This window comes from Ruegeria marina, assembly GCF_900101475.1.
Lineage (GTDB): Bacteria > Pseudomonadota > Alphaproteobacteria > Rhodobacterales > Rhodobacteraceae > Ruegeria_B > Ruegeria_B marina.
Map to the genome: position 1 here is coordinate 257,272 of NZ_FMZV01000004.1, position 17,035 is coordinate 274,306.

Genomic DNA, 17,035 nt, shown 5'->3' on the forward strand with positions numbered 1-17,035 from the left:
CCGCAGCGTTACCTTTGCTGGACGGTACGCCCATGGTAAGCGGTGTCAACATCACGAATCTGTCACAACAGACAGTGCTGCCTGGGGAAAACAGTCATGCCGTCCTTCACCGAACCCAAGCTTATCTCTGGGAACGCCAATCTTCCGCTCGCACAATCCATAGCCCGCCGTATGAGCCTGTATCGCGGCGTGGACCAGGGATTGGTCAACGCGCGGGTCGAGCGGTTCAACGACGGCGAGATATTCGTCGAGGTCTTCGAGAACGTCCGCGGCGAGGACATGTTCATCATCCAGCCGACCTCGAACCCCGCCAATGACAACCTGATGGAACTGCTGATCATCGCGGACGCGCTTCGCCGATCCTCGGCGGCGCGGATCACGGCGGTGATTCCCTATTTCGGCTATGCCCGGCAGGACCGGCGGACCAAGGCACGTACCCCGATCAGCGCAAAGCTGGTCGCCAACATGCTGACCGGAGCCGGGATCGAGCGGATCCTGACCATGGATCTGCACGCGGCCCAGATTCAGGGATTCTTCGACATCCCGGTGGACAACCTCTATGCCTCGCCAGTTTTTGCACTGGATGTTCGGACGAATTTCAAGGACCGGATGGCCGACCTGATGGTGGTCTCTCCGGATGTGGGCGGCGTCGCACGGGCACGAGAACTGGCCAAGCGGATCAATGCGCCGCTGTCGATCGTCGACAAGCGCCGCGAAAAGCCGGGCGAAGTGGCCGAGATGACCGTGATCGGAGATGTGACCGACAAGATCTGTCTGATCGTCGATGACATCTGCGATACCGCCGGCACGCTGTGCAAGGCCGCGCAGGTCCTGCTGGACAATGGCGCGAAGGAAGTACATTCGTACATTTCCCATGGCGTGATGAGCGGCCCGGCAGTAGACCGTGTCACCAATTCCGTGATGAAGTCGCTCGTCATCACCGATACGATTCAGCCGACGCCGGAGATTCTGAAAGCGCCGAACATCCGCGTGGTGCCGACAGCACCGATCTTCACCCAGGCGATCCTGAATATCTGGAACGGCACCTCGGTCTCATCGCTGTTCGAAGACAAGACACTGCGGCCGATCTACGAGTCGCTGTATCACATGGATTGAGCCGCCTGACTGTTTCAGAGCCCTGACCACAGACCCTTGGCCCAAGAAAATTCGACGAATTTTCTTGGGCGTCGTGCCTAGATCACGTCCCAGTCATCTTCATGGGCAACGTCACCGATCGCAGTCCAACCGACACGCAACCGGGCGACACGCGTATCAGCCCAGGTTCGAAAGACGATATCGAACCCATTTTGGGTGATGTTCTCCGCTTTCACTTCCGCCCGCACCGCAGCTCCGGTATCGACGTCCCACAGGGAAATTCCCACCACCACGGCGGGTTCCGAACGGAACTCCTGGCCGAAGCTGACAGCGTGTCTGCGTTCCCGGTTACCCGATCCGGTCCACATGTCTCCTCCGTTCTCGTAGTCCGAGAACATCGCAACATCACCTTGCTGAATAGCGACGCGGTGGGAGGAGAACATCTTCATGGGCCAAGATCCGGGACAACGACAGACAGTTGAGAAATATCAAAGAGTAATCTGATCAAAACAAGACACAAAAAAGGCCAGCCGGTCAACGGCTGGCCTTGTCATGATTGATTGGCTCCGGTGGAACGGATCACAGACCCATATGGGTGCCCAGGGCCTCCATGTCGGCCAGGAGTTTCGCTGCATCGTCGACCAGGCTGTGCTGTTCCTGTGACTTGGCTGCATCGTGCGAGGCACGGGCCTCGGCGATCAGTTCATCCAGATGCGCACGCGTCATTTCGGTCACCGGGATCGCCTTTTCGGCCAGCACCGACAGAGCGTCGGCACTGATCTGGGCAAATCCGCCCGTCACCAGGTATTCGCTGGAACCTTCGGGCCCTTCGACCTTGAGGATACCGGGACGCAACGTGGTGATCGTCGGGGCATGATCGGGCATTGCCGTCATGTCCCCGTCCGCGCCGGGAATCTGGACCGCAGTCACCTGGAGCGACGCGAGGCGGCGCTCCGGGCTGACGAGGTCGAATTGCATGGTGTTTGCCATCAGGGTTACTCCTTAGGCAGCTGCGGCGGCCATACGCTCGGCTTTGGCGATCACTTCGTCGATGCCGCCGACCATGTAGAAGGCAGCTTCGGGCAGGTGGTCGTATTCACCGGCCACAACCGCCTTGAACGACGAGATCGTGTCTTCCAGCGGAACCTGCACACCGTCCGAGCCGGTGAACACTTTCGCAACGTCGAAGGGCTGGCTGAGGAAACGCTGGATCTTCCGGGCGCGGGCCACGGTCAGCTTGTCCTCTTCCGACAGTTCGTCCATGCCGAGGATGGCGATGATGTCCTGCAGCGACTTGTAGCGCTGGAGGATACCCTGAACGTCACGGGCAACCTGGTAGTGCTCTTCACCGACAACCTGCGGGTCGAGGATCCGCGACGAGGAGTCGAGCGGGTCAACGGCCGGGTAGATACCCAGTTCCGAGATCGCACGCGACAGAACCGTGGTTGCGTCGAGGTGCGCGAAGGTGGTTGCAGGCGCGGGGTCGGTAAGGTCGTCCGCAGGAACGTACACGGCCTGGATCGAGGTGATCGAGCCGGACTTGGTCGAGGTGATGCGTTCCTGCATCGCGCCCATGTCGGTGGCCAGCGTCGGCTGGTAGCCCACGGCCGAAGGAATACGGCCCAGAAGCGCCGACACCTCGGACCCTGCCTGGGTGAAGCGGAAGATGTTGTCGACGAAGAACAGAACGTCGGTGCCCGAGGCATCACGGAACTGTTCGGCCAGCGTCAGACCGGTCAGCGCGACGCGGGCACGGGCTCCCGGAGGCTCGTTCATCTGACCGTAGACAAGCGCCACCTGCGATTCTTCCAGGTTATCCGGCTTGATAACGTTCGATTCGATCATCTCGTGGTAGAGGTCGTTACCCTCACGGGTCCGTTCACCCACACCGGCGAACACCGAGAAGCCCGAGTGCACTTTTGCAATGTTGTTGATCAGTTCCATGATGAGAACGGTCTTGCCCACGCCGGCGCCGCCGAACAGGCCGATCTTTCCGCCCTTGGAATAGGGAGCCAGCAGGTCGATGACCTTGATGCCGGTGACCAGGATGTCGGTCGCGGTCGACTGTTCCTCGAACTCGGGCGCGGGCTGGTGGATGGCGCGGGTCTCGGTCGCGTTGACCGGGCCCTTTTCGTCCACCGGCTCGCCGATCACGTTCAGGATGCGGCCCAGGGTCGCCGTGCCGACCGGCACCGAGATCGGGCCACCGGTGTCGGTCACGACCGCGCCGCGGACCAGACCTTCGGTCGCGTCCATCGCGATGGTGCGGACGGTGTTCTCGCCCAGGTGCTGGGCCACTTCGAGTACCAGGCGCTTGCCGTTGTTTTCGGTTTCCAGCGCGTTCAGAATTTCAGGCAGTGCGTCATCGAACTGGACGTCGACGACGGCCCCGATGATCTGCGTGACTTTGCCTTTTGCGTTCGCCATGTTTCGTCTCCGGATAGTCTTACAGCGCCTCGGCGCCGGAAATGATTTCGATCAGTTCGTTGGTGATGACGGCCTGACGCGAGCGGTTGAACTGGATGGTCAGCTTGTCGATCATCTCGCCCGCGTTGCGGGTCGCGTTGTCCATCGCCGACATCCGGGCGCCCTGTTCCGAGGCGCCGTTTTCCAGCAAGGCCGAGAAGATCTGCGTCGCCACGCCACGCGGCAGCAGGTCGGCCAGAATGGCCTCTTCGCTGGGCTCGTAGTCGAACAGGGCAACACCCTCTGCCGCGCCTTCAGTTTCAAAGGCGGCAGGGATGATCTGCTGCGCGGTCGGGATCTGGGACACGACGTTTTCGAACTTCGAATAGAAGATCGTGGCAACGTCGAACTCTCCGGCGTCGAACCGGCCCAGAATGTCGCGCGCAATGTCCTGCGCGTTGGCATAACCAAGGCTCTTCACGCCGCTCAGGTCCACGTGCCCTACCATATTGGCGGCAAATTCACGTTTCATCGAGTCGCGGCCCTTCTTGCCGACGGTCAGGATCTTGACCGTCTTGCCCTTGGCCAACAGTTCGTTCGCCTTGTTGCGTGCCAGCTTGGCGATGTTCGAGTTGAACCCGCCGCACAGGCCGCGCTCGGCCGTCATGACGACCAGAAGGTGAACCTGATCGTTGCCCGTGCCGCGGAGCAGCAAAGGCGCACTGTCGCTGCCGCCGACCGAAGCCGCCAGCCCCGCCATCACGGCATTGAACCGTTCCGCGTAGGGGCGCGACGCCTCGGCAGCGTCCTGGGCGCGGCGGAGCTTTGCCGCCGCGACCATCTGCATGGCTTTGGTGATCTTGCGGGTCGATTTGACCGACTCGATCCTGTTTTTAAGGTCCTTGAGAGAAGGCATGTCCCAACTCTCTCCTTATGCGAACGTGGCGGCGTATTCGTCGATCGCTGCCTTGAGTTTGTCCTCGGCCTCACCCTTGATCTTCGGATCTTCCTTGGTGATCCATTCCAGGATGTCTGCCCGCTTGCCGCGCATGTGGGAGATCAGCCCCGCTTCCCAGCGGCCAACTTCCTTCAGCGGGATCTTGTCGAGGTAACCGTTGGTGCCGGCAAAGATCACGCAGACGATTTCCGCGTTGGTCAGCGGCGAATACTGCGGCTGCTTCATCAACTCGGTCAGGCGCGCACCGCGGTTCAGCAGCTGCTGGGTGGCGGCGTCAAGGTCGGAGCCGAACTGGGCGAATGCCGCCATTTCGCGATACTGGGCCAGCGACAGTTTCACCGGACCGGCAACGGTCTTCATTGCGTTGGTCTGGGCCGAGGAGCCCACGCGCGACACCGACAGACCGGTGTTCACGGCGGGGCGGATGCCCTGGTAGAACAGTTCGGTTTCCAGGAAGATCTGGCCGTCGGTGATCGAGATCACGTTGGTCGGGATAAAGGCCGACACGTCGCCGCCCTGGGTTTCGATGACCGGCAGAGCGGTCAGCGAACCGGCGCCGAAGTCCTCGTTCAGCTTGGCCGAACGCTCCAGCAGACGCGAGTGGAGATAGAAAACGTCGCCCGGATAGGCTTCACGTCCCGGCGGACGGCGCAGCAGCAGCGACATCTGGCGATAGGCCACGGCCTGTTTCGACAGGTCATCGTAGATGATCAGAGCATGGCGGCCGTTGTCGCGGAAATATTCCGCCATCGCGGTTGCGGCATAGGGTGCAAGGAACTGCATCGGTGCCGGGTCGGACGCGGTTGCGGCCACGACGATCGTATATTTCAGCGCGTCGGCTTCTTCCAGCTTCTTGACCAGCTGGGCGACGGTCGAACGCTTCTGGCCCACGGCCACGTAGACGCAGTAGAGTTTCTTGCTCTCATCGTCGCCGGCGGCTTCGTTGTAGGACTTCTGGTTCAGGATGGTGTCGAGCGCGATTGCGGTCTTGCCGGTCTGACGGTCACCGATGATCAGTTCCCGCTGGCCGCGGCCGATCGGGATCATCGAGTCAACGGCCTTGAGGCCGGTCGCCATCGGTTCGTGCACGGATTTACGCGGGATGATGCCCGGCGCCTTGACGTCGGCAATGCCGCGCTGCTTGGCGTTGATCGGGCCCTTGCCGTCGATCGGGTTGCCCAGACCGTCGACAACGCGGCCCAGCAGTTCGTCGCCCTGCGGCACGTCCACGATCGAGTTGGTGCGCTTGACAGTGTCGCCTTCCTTGATGTCCCGGTCCGAGCCGAAGATCACGACGCCGACGTTGTCGCTTTCCAGGTTCAGCGCCATGCCCATGATGCCGCCGGGGAATTCGACCATTTCACCGGCCTGGACATTGTCGAGGCCGTAGACGCGGGCGATACCGTCGCCGACGCTCAGCACCCGGCCGATTTCGGCCACTTCTGCTTCCTGACCGAAATTCTTGATCTGGTCCTTCAGGATTGCAGAAATTTCTGCAGCTTGGATACCCATTTATCCGACCTCTTTCATTGCATTCTGGAGGGAGTTGAGCTTGGAGCGGATCGAACTGTCGATCATCTTCGAGCCAACTTTGACGACAAGACCGCCGATGAGGGATTCATCCACGGTCGCATTGATGGTGACCGACTTGCCTACGCGTTCGCTCAGCGTCTTGGTCAGCTTTTCGATCTGGGTCTTGGTCAGCGCCTTTGCCGAGGTGACGTCGGCGGTGACTTCACCGCGCTCTTCGGCCAGCGCGTCCTTGAGCGCCTTGAGCAACTGCGGCAGCACGAAAAGGCGGCGTTTCTGGGCCATCAGACCCAGAGAATTTGCCAGCATTGCGCCGAGCTTCATTTTTTTGGCAATCGCGGTGATCGCTGCCTCCTGTTCGGCACGCGAGACCAGCGGCGAGGCGATCAGGTTGCGCAGATCGGCGCTTTCGCCGAGGGCAGCCGCCAGATCGTTGATACCGGTTTCCAGACCCTTGAGGTCTTTGTTCTCTTTCGCGATCTCGAAAATCGCGGTGGCATAGCGCGCGGCTATGCCTGCGGAAATCGAAGCTGGTTCGGACACGTCCACCCTTCCGATATTATTGGCCCCGAACGCGCCCTGTGCGCGGCCCCGGGGGCGTGAGGAAACCCCGCCGTAACGGCGGGGCATCGAAATCACGGGGGATGTAGCAGAGCGTTCCTTATGTCGCAATATAGTATAGCGATAACGGCCCCTGAGCAAAATCAAGTTTTTTCAGAGAGTTAACGAGAGTGCGACCGTTTGCGCCCGTTCTTCTGGTTGAAATTGTACCTGCAAACCCGTGTTTTTTCCGATTCCTGACCGGCCAGGCAGGCCGATTGCATCCGAAGCATGATCCTGTTCAGACGGGTTTCAGGATTCCGTCGAGTGCCTTGGCCGGGCGTTCGACGTGTTTCGTTGCGTTGCCGCGAGGCGGATGGACGCGCTTGGAGACTTCTACCATGAACACGCCCCCGGCCATTATCGTCGGCAGCCGTGTGCCCGTCCGCTCGATCAGCGCACCCGATTTCAGCCAGAACCGCTTGAACGATGGTGGCTGGTACAGGGCCGAACAGTGGAACTCTGGCAGGAACTGGTGTTTGCGCAACTGGGTTTCCAACTGACCGAGCGTATAGGGGCGGCCATAGCCGAAGGGGGTCTTGTCCGATCGGGACCACAGTCCGGCCCGATTGGGCACGACGAAAATCGCCTTGCCGCCGGGCCCGAGCACGCGCCAGCACTCATCCAGTACCGCCGAGGGATGCTCCGAGGTCTCAAGCCCATGCATCACCACCAGCCTGTCCACATGGCCGGTCTCGACCGGCCAAAGGGTTTCCTCGCACAGGACCGAAACATTTGGCAGGCCCGCGGGCCAGGGCATCACGCCCTGCGGCCCGGGCATAAGCCCGATGACCCGGCGCGCATCCGCCAGATAGGGGCGCAGAAGCGGCACGGCAAAGCCGAAACCCGCAACCGTCTGTCCCTGGGCCTCGGGCCATATATCCAGAAGCCGACCGCGCACAGCCGCCTGCGCAGCCCGCCCCAGCGTGCTTCGATAATAGAAATTCCTCAGGTCCTGCACGTCCAGATGCATTGCAGCCGCTCGCCCGATCTGTTTGGCTGAGCCAGTCTAGCAACGAAAAAAGGCAAAAGGCCATGCCTCTTGAAATCGTCACCATCCCCTGTCTCAGCGACAACTATGCCTATCTTGCCCATGATGCGGCCAGCGGCGAAACCGCGCTCGTCGATGCCCCCGAAGCCGGGCCCATACTGGCGGAACTGGCCGCGGGCGGCTGGAAACTGAGCCATGTCCTGCTAACGCATCACCACTGGGACCACGTCGATGCGCTGCCCGAGATCCTGGCCGCCCACCCTGCACAGGTAATCGGCGCGGCCGCGGACGCGCACCGTCTACCCCCCCTCGACAGGGAAGTAACCGAGGGCGACAGGTTCGAGATCGGCGGAGAACCGGTCGAGGTGATTGACGTTTCCGGCCACACCGTCGGACATCTGGCTTTCTACCTGCCCCAAAGCAAGGCCGTCTTCACCGCCGACAGCCTGATGGCGCTGGGATGCGGCCGCCTGTTCGAGGGCACGGCCGAGCAGATGTGGAACTCGCTCTCGAAAATCGCCGCCCTGCCCGATGATACCACCGTGTGCAGCGGCCACGAGTACACCCAATCCAATGCGCGCTTCGCTCTGACCATAGATCCTGGCAACGAAGCCTTGAAAACGCGCGCCGCAGAAATAGATGCTGCCAGGGCGAATGGGAAACCAACCGTCCCGAGCCTTCTTGGGTTGGAAAAGGCGACCAACCCTTTTCTGCGGGCAGCGGACCCGGCCATTCAGGCGCATTTGGGAATGGCAGGAGAAAGCCCCGTTAACGTGTTCGCTGAAATTCGCGGCCGCAAGGACAGGTTTTGATGCCGCAATTGCAACATTCGCGCCACCCATCACGATAAATGTGAGTGGTAAAATCAAGAAAACCCTTGAAGCGCCGCTCACATCAACCAAACTCTAATAGTATGAGCACATGGTTGGCAGAGGGGTCCGACCGCAACTCGCCCCCTCCCGACCCAAGACAGAGGAGCACGCCTGTGCCTTCATTTTCGAGCACACTTGAGCAGGCCATTCACGCAGCCCTGGCGGCGGCGAACGAAAGGCGACACGAATTCGCAACGCTGGAGCATCTGTTGCTGGCGCTGCTCGAAGAACCCGACGCCGTGCGGGTGATGAAGGCATGCAGTGTCGATTTGAAGGAATTGCGCAGCACCCTGACCGAATTCATCGATGAGGATCTCGCCAACCTGGTGACCGATATCGACGGGTCCGAGGCGGTGCCGACAGCCGCGTTCCAGCGGGTAATCCAGCGAGCGGCGATCCATGTGCAAAGCTCCGGCCGCACCGAGGTTACCGGGGCCAATGTCCTGGTGGCGATCTTTGCCGAGCGTGAATCGAACGCTGCCTATTTCCTGCAGGAACAGGACATGACCCGTTATGACGCGGTGAACTTCATCGCCCATGGCGTGGCCAAGGATCCCGCCTATGGAGAGAACCGTCCGGTAACCGGCGCCGAAAGGAGCCAGGAAGAAAGCCGTTCGACAACTGCGGGCGAGGCCGAGCAGAAGGAAAGCGCATTGTCCAAGTATTGCGTGAACCTGAACGCCAAGTCGCGCGCAGGCGATATCGACCCGCTGATCGGCCGCGACCAGGAAGTTGAGCGCTGCATCCAGGTGCTGTGCCGCCGCCGCAAGAACAACCCGCTTCTGGTGGGCGATCCGGGCGTCGGCAAGACCGCCATTGCCGAAGGGCTGGCGCGCAAGATCGTCGCCGGTGAAATCCCCGAGGTTCTGGCAAACACCACGATCTATTCGCTGGACATGGGCGCGCTTCTGGCCGGCACCCGGTATCGCGGCGATTTCGAAGAACGGCTCAAGGCCGTGGTCAACGAGTTGGAAGAACATCCTGACGCGGTGCTGTTCATCGACGAGATCCATACCGTGATTGGTGCCGGGGCCACTTCCGGCGGGGCGATGGATGCGTCGAACCTGCTCAAGCCCGCGCTTCAGGGCGGCAAACTGCGCACCATGGGGTCGACCACCTACAAGGAGTTCCGCCAGCATTTCGAGAAGGACCGCGCGCTCTCGCGCCGGTTCCAGAAGATCGACGTGAACGAACCCTCGGTCGAGGACAGCGTGAAGATCCTCAAGGGGCTGAAACCCTATTTCGAAGAACATCACGATGTCCGTTACACGGCGGACGCGATCAAGTCGGCAGTGGAACTGTCGGCGCGCTACATCAACGACCGCAAGTTGCCGGACAAGGCCATCGACGTGATCGACGAGGCCGGCGCGGCACAACATCTGCTGTCGGAAAGCAAGCGCCGCAAGACCATCGGCGTCAAGGAGATCGAAGCCGTGGTGGCCAAGATCGCCCGCATCCCGCCAAAGAACGTCACCAAGGACGATGCCGAGGTGCTGAAAGATCTCGAAGCGAGCCTGAAACGGGTTGTCTTTGGTCAGGACAAGGCCATCGAAGCGCTTTCAAGCGCCATCAAGCTGGCGCGCGCGGGCCTGCGCGAACCGGAAAAGCCGATCGGCAACTACCTGTTCGCGGGCCCCACAGGCGTCGGCAAGACCGAGGTTGCCAAGCAGCTGGCCGATACGCTGGGTGTGGAACTGTTGCGCTTCGACATGTCGGAATACATGGAGAAACACGCGGTCTCGCGCCTGATCGGCGCCCCGCCGGGCTATGTCGGTTTTGACCAGGGCGGCCTTTTGACCGACGGTGTCGACCAGCATCCGCATTGCGTTCTGCTGCTGGACGAGATCGAAAAGGCGCATCCGGATGTCTACAACATCCTGCTGCAGGTGATGGACCACGGTCAGTTGACCGACCACAACGGGCGCACTGTGAATTTCCGCAACGTGGTGCTGATCATGACCTCGAACGCGGGCGCCGCCGAGCAGGCGAAATCCGCCATCGGTTTCGGGCGTGACCGGCGTGAAGGCGAGGACACCGCCGCCATCGAGCGGACCTTCACGCCCGAGTTCCGCAACCGTCTGGACGCCGTGATCTCGTTTGCACCGCTGCCCAAGGAGGTGATCCTGCAGGTCGTCGAGAAGTTCGTGCTGCAGCTCGAAGCACAGCTGATGGACCGTCATGTTCATATCGAACTGACCCGTCAGGCCGCCGAGTGGCTGGCGGACAAGGGATATGACGACAAGATGGGCGCCCGCCCGCTGGCGCGCGTGATCCAGGAAAACATCAAGAAGCCGCTGGCCGAAGAATTGCTGTTCGGCAAGCTGGCCAAGGGCGGCGTCGTCCGCGTCAGCGTCAAGAAGGGCGAATTGGTCCTGCAGATCGACGGGCCGGACCGGCCGCGCATCTCGGGCGACAAGCCGCCTCTGCTGACTGCGGATTGATGCGGTTTGGCCTGACGGCCCTGTTTTCGCTCGCCGCCTTGCCCGCGGCGAGCGATCCTCTTCTAGGCCTGCCCATTGACTGCACCCTGGGCGAAACCTGCTACATCCAGCAATATGTCGACCGCGACGCCAGCGAAGGCGCACGCGATTTCGCCTGTGGCAGGCTCAGCTATGACGGCCACAAGGGCACCGATTTCGCAGTGCCGACGCTGGAGGCCATGCGAGCCGGTGTGAACGTGATCGCCTCGGCCCCAGGCGTCGTGCGCGGCATCCGTGACGGGGTCGAGGACCGCGTTTACGGCCCCGACAACGCCGAAGCGGTCGCGGGTCGCGAATGCGGCAACGGGGTCGTGCTGGAGCATGAGGACGGCTGGGAAACCCAGTATTGCCACATGAAACAGGGGTCGGTCCGGGTCCGCCGCGGTGACCGGGTCGAACGCGGCGATGTCCTGGGGCAGGTCGGGATCAGCGGCAAGGCGCAGTTCCCGCATGTTCACCTGTCGGTCCGGCGTGACGGCGCCGTGGTGGATCCGTTTGACACCGGCGCGCTTGCGGCCTGCGGTCAGGACGGGCACAGCCTCTGGCAGGATACGATCGCCTACGTACCAGGCGGCCTGATCGACGCCGGTTTCACGGACAATGTCCCGGAATACGAGGCGGTCCAGGACGGTACGGTGACGGCGGAACACCTGCCGGCCGACGCCCCCGCGATCGTTCTGTTCGTCCTGGCATATGGCGGGCGTGCAGGCGATACGCTGCGCCTCACAATCGACGGGCCCGGTGGCCGCTTTCTGGCGCAGGACATGAAACTGGACCGCGACCAGGCGCGGCTCTTTCGTGCGACCGGCCGTCGGGCCGGAAGCAGCAACTGGCCTGTCGGCGCGTACAACGGCGAAATCACACTCTTGCGCGAGGGCCGGGAACTCGACCGGATCGCTACTCAAGTAGTTGTGAAATAGTCATTACTTCTCGGTCAGTTTAAGCTCGATCCGGCGGTTCTGTGCCCGGGCCTCGGGCGTGTCCGCCGGGTTGATCGGCTGGTATTCGCCAAAGCCGTTGGCCGAAAGCCGGTCGGGTGGAATGCCCAGGAAATCAACCATGTAGCGCACAACTGACAAAGCCCGGCCCTGGCTGAGTTCCCAGTTGTCGGCATATTTCCCGGTCCCCGACAAGGGAATGTTGTCGGTATGGCCATCGACCCGGATCACCCAGTCGATCTCGGGCGGAATATCGGCCGCGACCGAACGCAGGATGCCCGCCACCTTTGCAATTTCTGACTGGCCCTCGGGCGACAGATCCGCGCTGCCCGGATCGAACAGGACCTCGGACGAGAACACGAAACGGTCGCCTTCGATCCGCACGCCTTCCTGATCCCCCAGCAGCCCGCGCAGCCTGCCGAAAAACTCCGAGCGATACTGTTCCAGGTCCTTGGCCTGCGCCTCGAGCGCCTTTGCTTCCTCGGCCAGACGTATGGCTTCGGCCTCCAGCCGCTTGCGCTCCGCCTCTTCCAGGATGCGCCGTTTCCGTTCCTCAGATGCCGCCCGCGCCAGGGCCGCGTTCAGATCCTGTCCCAATGTCTGAACCCGAACCTGCGCGGCTTCGTTACGGCTCTTGTAGTCGTCGAGCAGCGCCTGCAAGCTGCCCAGTTGCGATCTGAGCGCCGCAACCTGCTGGTTCAGCAATGCCGTCTGTCGCTGCGCCTCGGCCGAAATCGCCTGCTCCTCACCCAGAGCCGCACGTGCCTGTGCCAGCAGATCGGCGCGCTGCTCTGCCAAAGTGCGCTGCTCGGCCGCGCTGGCCTCGGCTTCGGTCTGCGCATTGAGGGCGGCAAGCAGGCGTTGTTGCAGAACCTCCTGGTCCGAAGCCGTAGCCTGCGCCCGTTCCAATGACTCCAGCGCCGCCAGCAGGCGCGCCTCGACCGAGGCGCGATCCTCTTCGGTCGAAACGGCCGCGGAACGGGCTGCGGCCAGATCGGTGCGGGTCCGCGCCAGTTCCGCCTCCAGAGCGGCCTTGGTTCCGGCGGCGTCGGCCTCGGCGCGCGCCAGCCGTTCCTCCAGCGCGGTCCTTGTCTTGTCTGCACGCGCTTGCAGTTCGGCCAGTTCTGTTTCCAGCGCTGCGCGCGCGGCGGCATGTTCGGACTGCAACCGCTCCAATTCGTCCTGATATTGCGTCCGCGTGGCGACCGTGGCCGCCCGCTGCTCTGCCAGGGCGGCTTCCAGCGCGCTTTGCGTATCGGCCGCGCGGGCACGGGCAGCGGCAAGGTCGGCGCGGGTCTGTTCGCCTTCGGCGCGGATGCGATCCAATTCCGCCGACAAGGCGTTGACGCGCGCCTCGTTTTCCGATTGTGCGACCTCCATCTGCGCCAGGACCCGCGCCAAACGCTCGGCCAGTTCATCGCGCTCATGCAGCTGCGCCCGCGCCGCCTCGATTTCGGCAAGTACCTCGGAAAGTTTCGCATCCAGCTGCGCCTTGGCCGCATCGGCCGCCGCCAGAAGGGTCAGGGTGTCTTCGGCCTGTTTGCGCTGCGCCTCGAGCGCCAGTGTCATCGCCGTCAGCTCGGCATCGGCATCCTTGAGTTTCTCCCACAGCGCCTCTGCCGCCGCCGCTTCGGTCAGGCGCGCGGCTTCTTCCTCGCTCAACTGCTGTTCCAGCGCTCCGATCCGCGCCGCGCTCTCATCGCCTTCGCGTTGCAGATCGGCGATCATCGCCTCGAGCGCCTCGCGCCGGGCAGCGGCCAGACGGGCGGCTTCGGCCCGGTCGTCGATCTCGCTGCGAGCCTGCGCCAGCGCGAGGTTCAGCGCCTCCTGCTCGGACAACAGGGCGCGCTGCTCCTCCTCAAGTGTTGCGACGGTGCCAAGCGCCTGGTCCCGGTCTGCCAGCAGGGCGGCAACCTGGGCTTCGAACGCCGTGATCCGGGTCGCCGCATCGTCCAGTGCCGCGCGCTGCTGATCCCGCTCGACGGTGAGCGAGGCAATCAGAGCCTGCGCCTGTGTCAGGTCGTCCTGGGTGTCATTCAGCGTCGCATTCAGCGCCCCCAGCCGCGCCTGCAACTGGCTGTTGGCGCGTTCTTCCAGCCCAAGAGCCTGCGCCAGCCGGCCAACCTCTTGCGCCAGCGCATCCAGTTCGTGTTCCTGTCCCGAGATCGTCTCGCGCAGAACAAACTGGACGACCATGAAGATGGTCAGCACAAAGGTCAGAACCATCAGCAATCCGGTCATCGCGTCCACGAAACCCGGCCAGACCGAACCCTGGAACCTTTGACCGGTGCGCCGCGACAGGGCCATGGTCTACCCCTCGTCCCGTGCGGGTCCGCGCACGGGTTTGCGCGTACCGGACAGCGCCTTGGCAAGCAGTTCGATATCTGTACGCAATTCGGCCATGCTCTCTTGTCGCCCGGCGGAAATCTCTTCGAGAATGCGCAGCATCTGCACGTCGATGGAGCGCAGACGCATCCGGCTTTCCGCATCGATGCCCTCGTGCAGGCCATGGGTGCGCAGGTGATCAAGCAGGGCTTCCTGCCCCGACGCCACCCGGTCGAGCGCGGAGGTGATGCTTTCGGTCTCGGCATCGCGCATGTTCATCTCGGAAATGGCATCGGCCAACTGCCCAAGTCGTCCGGTGATCTCTGTTCGCCCCTCTTCGGACGCGGCAAACATCGCCTTCAGGGCATCCATCTGCTCGACCATCGTATCGAGCACCGCAGCGATCACACCGCTTTCCGCTCCCCCCTCTTCCCCCGAGGAAAAGCTGACACGCGTGATCGTCGAAAGCCATTCTTCCAGTTCGCGATAAAACCGGTTCTGTCCGTGGCCCGCAAAAAGTTCCAGCAAGCCGACGATCAGTGACCCGGCCAATCCCAGCAGCGACGAGCCAAAGGCGGTGCCCATGCCGCCCAACTGCGCCTCAAGCCCGGTCATCAGCCGGTTGAACACGGCGAGCCCCTCTTCGCCCTCCTGCGGGTTGAGACTGCGGATGGTATCGACCACCGCCGGAATCGTCGTCGCCAGGCCAAAGAACGTTCCCAAAAGCCCCAGGTAGATCAACACGTTGGTGATGTAACGGGTGATCTCGCGCTCTTCCTCGATCCGTTCGGCCACTGAATCGAGGATGGAACGGGTCGATGTCGAGGAAATCTGCATCCGTGCCGCGCGCGACCGCAGGAGCGAGGCCAGGGGCGCCAGCAGGGACGGCGCCGGCGTTCCGTCCCGCTCCAGACCAGCGGCGAAATCCTCGATCCAGCGGACCGATCCGATCAGCTGGATCACCTGCCAGAAACAGGTGACCACGCCGATGACGAAAACCATCAGGATGAAGCCGTTCAGATAGGGATTGGCCTCGAACACAGGCAGCACGCGTGGCATGGCGACGAAAGTACCAAAGCCTGACAGCCCTATGACGATCAGCATCATCAGGATTTGACGGATCGGTTGCGAGAATTGCGGCCTCGCTTCTCGGTCTGGAGGCGCCATGCGCGAAATTCCTGAACCAGTCACTGCTCTTGCTCTCGAACCTATCGAAAAGACGTTCGCAACGCCAAGGGTTTATGCCGTGATTTGCCTGACACGCGCCGAAAGCCAGTCAAGATCGGGATCATTGAGGCCGATTTCGGCAAGATGAGCTGCCGTGTTGTAAAGATACTCGGTATTCGGGCCGCGCCCGCCCACGGCATTTGCGATTATCTGGGCCTGTTGTTCCAGCGGCATACCCCCACAATATTGCACGTGATGAGGGTCGATCACGTATGTGACCGCAGTCACGCGTTCGCCCCTGTCGAGATGCACGTCAAGCAGCCGTTCCACATAGGCCGAGGATATGAGTTCGCGTTCGCGCAATTCGTCAAGCGTCCGGTCTTCATGCCCGGTCTCGACTGCAAATGCGATTCCCCGGCACTGCGCTCCGGCCACAGAGTCCAAAGCCAGGACAAGCCCCGGATTGTCCTCGGTGCCGCGGTGGTGGATGGAAGTCATACAAAACGAACGCGCCCAGCCCCGAAGCGTCGCCAGCTCTCGCCGCGCCACCGGGAAACCGGGGTTCCACATCAGTGATCCATATCCGAAAACCCACATCGTCATCGCACTGGTCCTTGCCCGTTTGGGCCTATAAACATGAAAATGTAAGCAGACAAAAGGGGCAGTCCATGTTGAACCTGGTGCGAGTTGCGCTTCTGGCTGCGGCCCTTTGGTCGGGTTACTGGGCGGTTGCAGGTTTTGGCCTGCGCGGTTCGGTCACCGGCTGGTTCTCTGTGCAGGCCGAGCGCGGCTGGCAGGCGGAATACTCCGATATTCGCCTTTCAGGTTTTCCGTTCAGGCACCGGATCACCATCGACGCTCCGGCGCTAGCCGACCCCTCCACCGGGACTGCCTGGCGGGCCGATCGGCTGGCGCTGGAAAGTCCGGCGATCTGGCCGGGGCGGCAAACGCTCCATTTTCCCGAAACAGCGCAGCGCCTGTCTTATTACGACCATACGCTGGTGATCGAGGCAGAAGCGATGCGCGCGGATCTGAACCTCGCGCCAGGAAATGCGCTGACGCTTCAGTCGATGGCGTTGACATCCGGCGAGTGGTCCGTTTCGCGCGGGGCCGAAGTTCTGGCGGATGCCGATGCCTTGTCGCTGTCGATGGTACAGCAGGACGCGCCGGAACATTACCGGATCCATGCCGAAGCGCCGGATTTCTCCCCCGGCAAGGACATGCGCCGCCTGCTGGGCGGATCCGAGCAGCTCCCGCGCAGTTTCGACAGGCTCGAACTGGATCTGAATGTCGCCTTCGACAAGCCCTGGGACCGCAGCGCACTGGAACAAAGCCGCCCGCAACCCCGCGTGATCGACCTGAAGCTGGCCGAAGCGGTCTGGGGCGAGTTGCGCCTTTTCGCGGCGGGCAAGGTCACCGTCGACGAATACGGTGTTCCCACAGGCGAAGTTGCGCTCAAGGCTGAAAACTGGCGCGAGATGGTGAACATGGCCCAACAATCCGGAGCCTTGCCCGCACGGGCGGCCGAGCCGCTGACAAGGGTGCTGAACATGCTTGCCGGACTGGGCGGCAATCCCGAGGCGCTCGACCTGGAACTGGGGTTTCGTGGCGGCTACGTGACTTTGGGGCCTATCCCCCTGGGGCCCGCACCGCGGCTTTTCCTGCGCTAGGCT

The 17,035-nt window shown here is 62.4% G+C and carries 15 protein-coding genes; 5 read left to right on the forward strand and 10 right to left on the reverse strand.

What is annotated here, in order from left to right:
• Positions 1-96: 96 nt before the first annotated feature.
• Entirely contained in the window at positions 97-1,116 is a 1,020-nt protein-coding gene (locus tag BLT75_RS07985; protein WP_093029538.1) for a ribose-phosphate pyrophosphokinase, read from the forward strand.
• 77 nt (positions 1,117-1,193) lie between these two features.
• On the opposite strand, the gene BLT75_RS07990 is transcribed toward BLT75_RS07985, so the two are convergent.
• The 7 genes from BLT75_RS07990 to BLT75_RS08020 form a co-directional block, all read right to left on the reverse strand.
• The gene (locus BLT75_RS07990) at positions 1,194-1,544 is read right to left on the reverse strand and encodes an H-type lectin domain-containing protein (RefSeq protein ID WP_093029540.1); all 351 of its coding nucleotides are present in this window, start codon (positions 1,542-1,544) and stop codon (positions 1,194-1,196) included.
• A 130-nt stretch (positions 1,545-1,674) separates the two neighbouring features.
• A complete protein-coding gene (locus tag BLT75_RS07995) occupies positions 1,675-2,085 on the reverse strand; it encodes a F0F1 ATP synthase subunit epsilon (RefSeq protein ID WP_093029542.1) in 411 nt (136 codons plus the stop codon).
• 12 nt (positions 2,086-2,097) lie between these two features.
• Positions 2,098-3,522 (reverse strand): F0F1 ATP synthase subunit beta, encoded by a 1,425-nt coding sequence (atpD, locus tag BLT75_RS08000; protein WP_093029544.1) that lies wholly within the window; start codon positions 3,520-3,522, stop codon positions 2,098-2,100.
• 19 nt (positions 3,523-3,541) lie between these two features.
• Positions 3,542-4,417, reverse strand: a complete 876-nt coding sequence (locus BLT75_RS08005) for a F0F1 ATP synthase subunit gamma (RefSeq protein ID WP_093029546.1) — start codon at positions 4,415-4,417, stop codon at positions 3,542-3,544.
• A gap of 15 nt (positions 4,418-4,432) precedes the next feature.
• A complete protein-coding gene (gene atpA, locus BLT75_RS08010; protein WP_093029548.1) occupies positions 4,433-5,971 on the reverse strand; it encodes a F0F1 ATP synthase subunit alpha in 1,539 nt (512 codons plus the stop codon).
• Complete coding sequence (locus tag BLT75_RS08015; RefSeq protein WP_093029726.1) at positions 5,972-6,532, reverse strand: F0F1 ATP synthase subunit delta; 561 nt, start codon at positions 6,530-6,532, stop codon at positions 5,972-5,974.
• Between the two features lie 298 nt (positions 6,533-6,830).
• Positions 6,831-7,562, reverse strand: coding sequence for a class I SAM-dependent methyltransferase (locus tag BLT75_RS08020; RefSeq protein WP_093029550.1), 732 nt, complete (start codon positions 7,560-7,562; stop codon positions 6,831-6,833).
• A gap of 62 nt (positions 7,563-7,624) precedes the next feature.
• On the opposite strand from BLT75_RS08020, the gene gloB reads away from it, so the two are divergent.
• The 3 genes from gloB (at position 7,625) to BLT75_RS08035 (ending at position 11,852) form a co-directional block, all read left to right on the forward strand.
• Positions 7,625-8,392 (forward strand): hydroxyacylglutathione hydrolase, encoded by a 768-nt coding sequence (gene gloB, locus BLT75_RS08025; RefSeq protein ID WP_093029552.1) that lies wholly within the window; start codon positions 7,625-7,627, stop codon positions 8,390-8,392.
• 173 nt (positions 8,393-8,565) lie between these two features.
• A complete protein-coding gene (gene clpA / locus BLT75_RS08030) occupies positions 8,566-10,893 on the forward strand; it encodes an ATP-dependent Clp protease ATP-binding subunit ClpA (protein WP_093029554.1) in 2,328 nt (775 codons plus the stop codon).
• Positions 10,893-11,852, forward strand: coding sequence for a M23 family metallopeptidase (locus tag BLT75_RS08035; protein WP_093029556.1), 960 nt, complete (start codon positions 10,893-10,895; stop codon positions 11,850-11,852). The genes clpA and BLT75_RS08035 overlap by 1 nt, the downstream gene beginning before the upstream one ends.
• Before the next feature lie 3 nt (positions 11,853-11,855).
• On the opposite strand, the gene BLT75_RS08040 is transcribed toward BLT75_RS08035, so the two are convergent.
• From BLT75_RS08040 to BLT75_RS08050, 3 genes are all read right to left on the reverse strand, one after another.
• A complete protein-coding gene (locus BLT75_RS08040; protein WP_093029558.1) occupies positions 11,856-14,177 on the reverse strand; it encodes a peptidoglycan -binding protein in 2,322 nt (773 codons plus the stop codon).
• Between the two features lie 3 nt (positions 14,178-14,180).
• Entirely contained in the window at positions 14,181-15,362 is a 1,182-nt protein-coding gene (locus BLT75_RS08045) for a biopolymer transporter ExbB (protein WP_093029560.1), read from the reverse strand.
• A gap of 72 nt (positions 15,363-15,434) precedes the next feature.
• On the reverse strand, positions 15,435-15,965 hold the full coding sequence (locus tag BLT75_RS08050; RefSeq protein ID WP_093029562.1) for a gamma-glutamylcyclotransferase: 531 nt from the start codon (positions 15,963-15,965) through the stop codon (positions 15,435-15,437).
• 65 nt (positions 15,966-16,030) lie between these two features.
• Between BLT75_RS08050 and BLT75_RS08055 the strand changes: the two genes are divergently transcribed.
• Complete coding sequence (locus BLT75_RS08055; protein WP_176827888.1) at positions 16,031-17,032, forward strand: DUF2125 domain-containing protein; 1,002 nt, start codon at positions 16,031-16,033, stop codon at positions 17,030-17,032.
• Positions 17,033-17,035 lie beyond the last annotated feature (3 nt).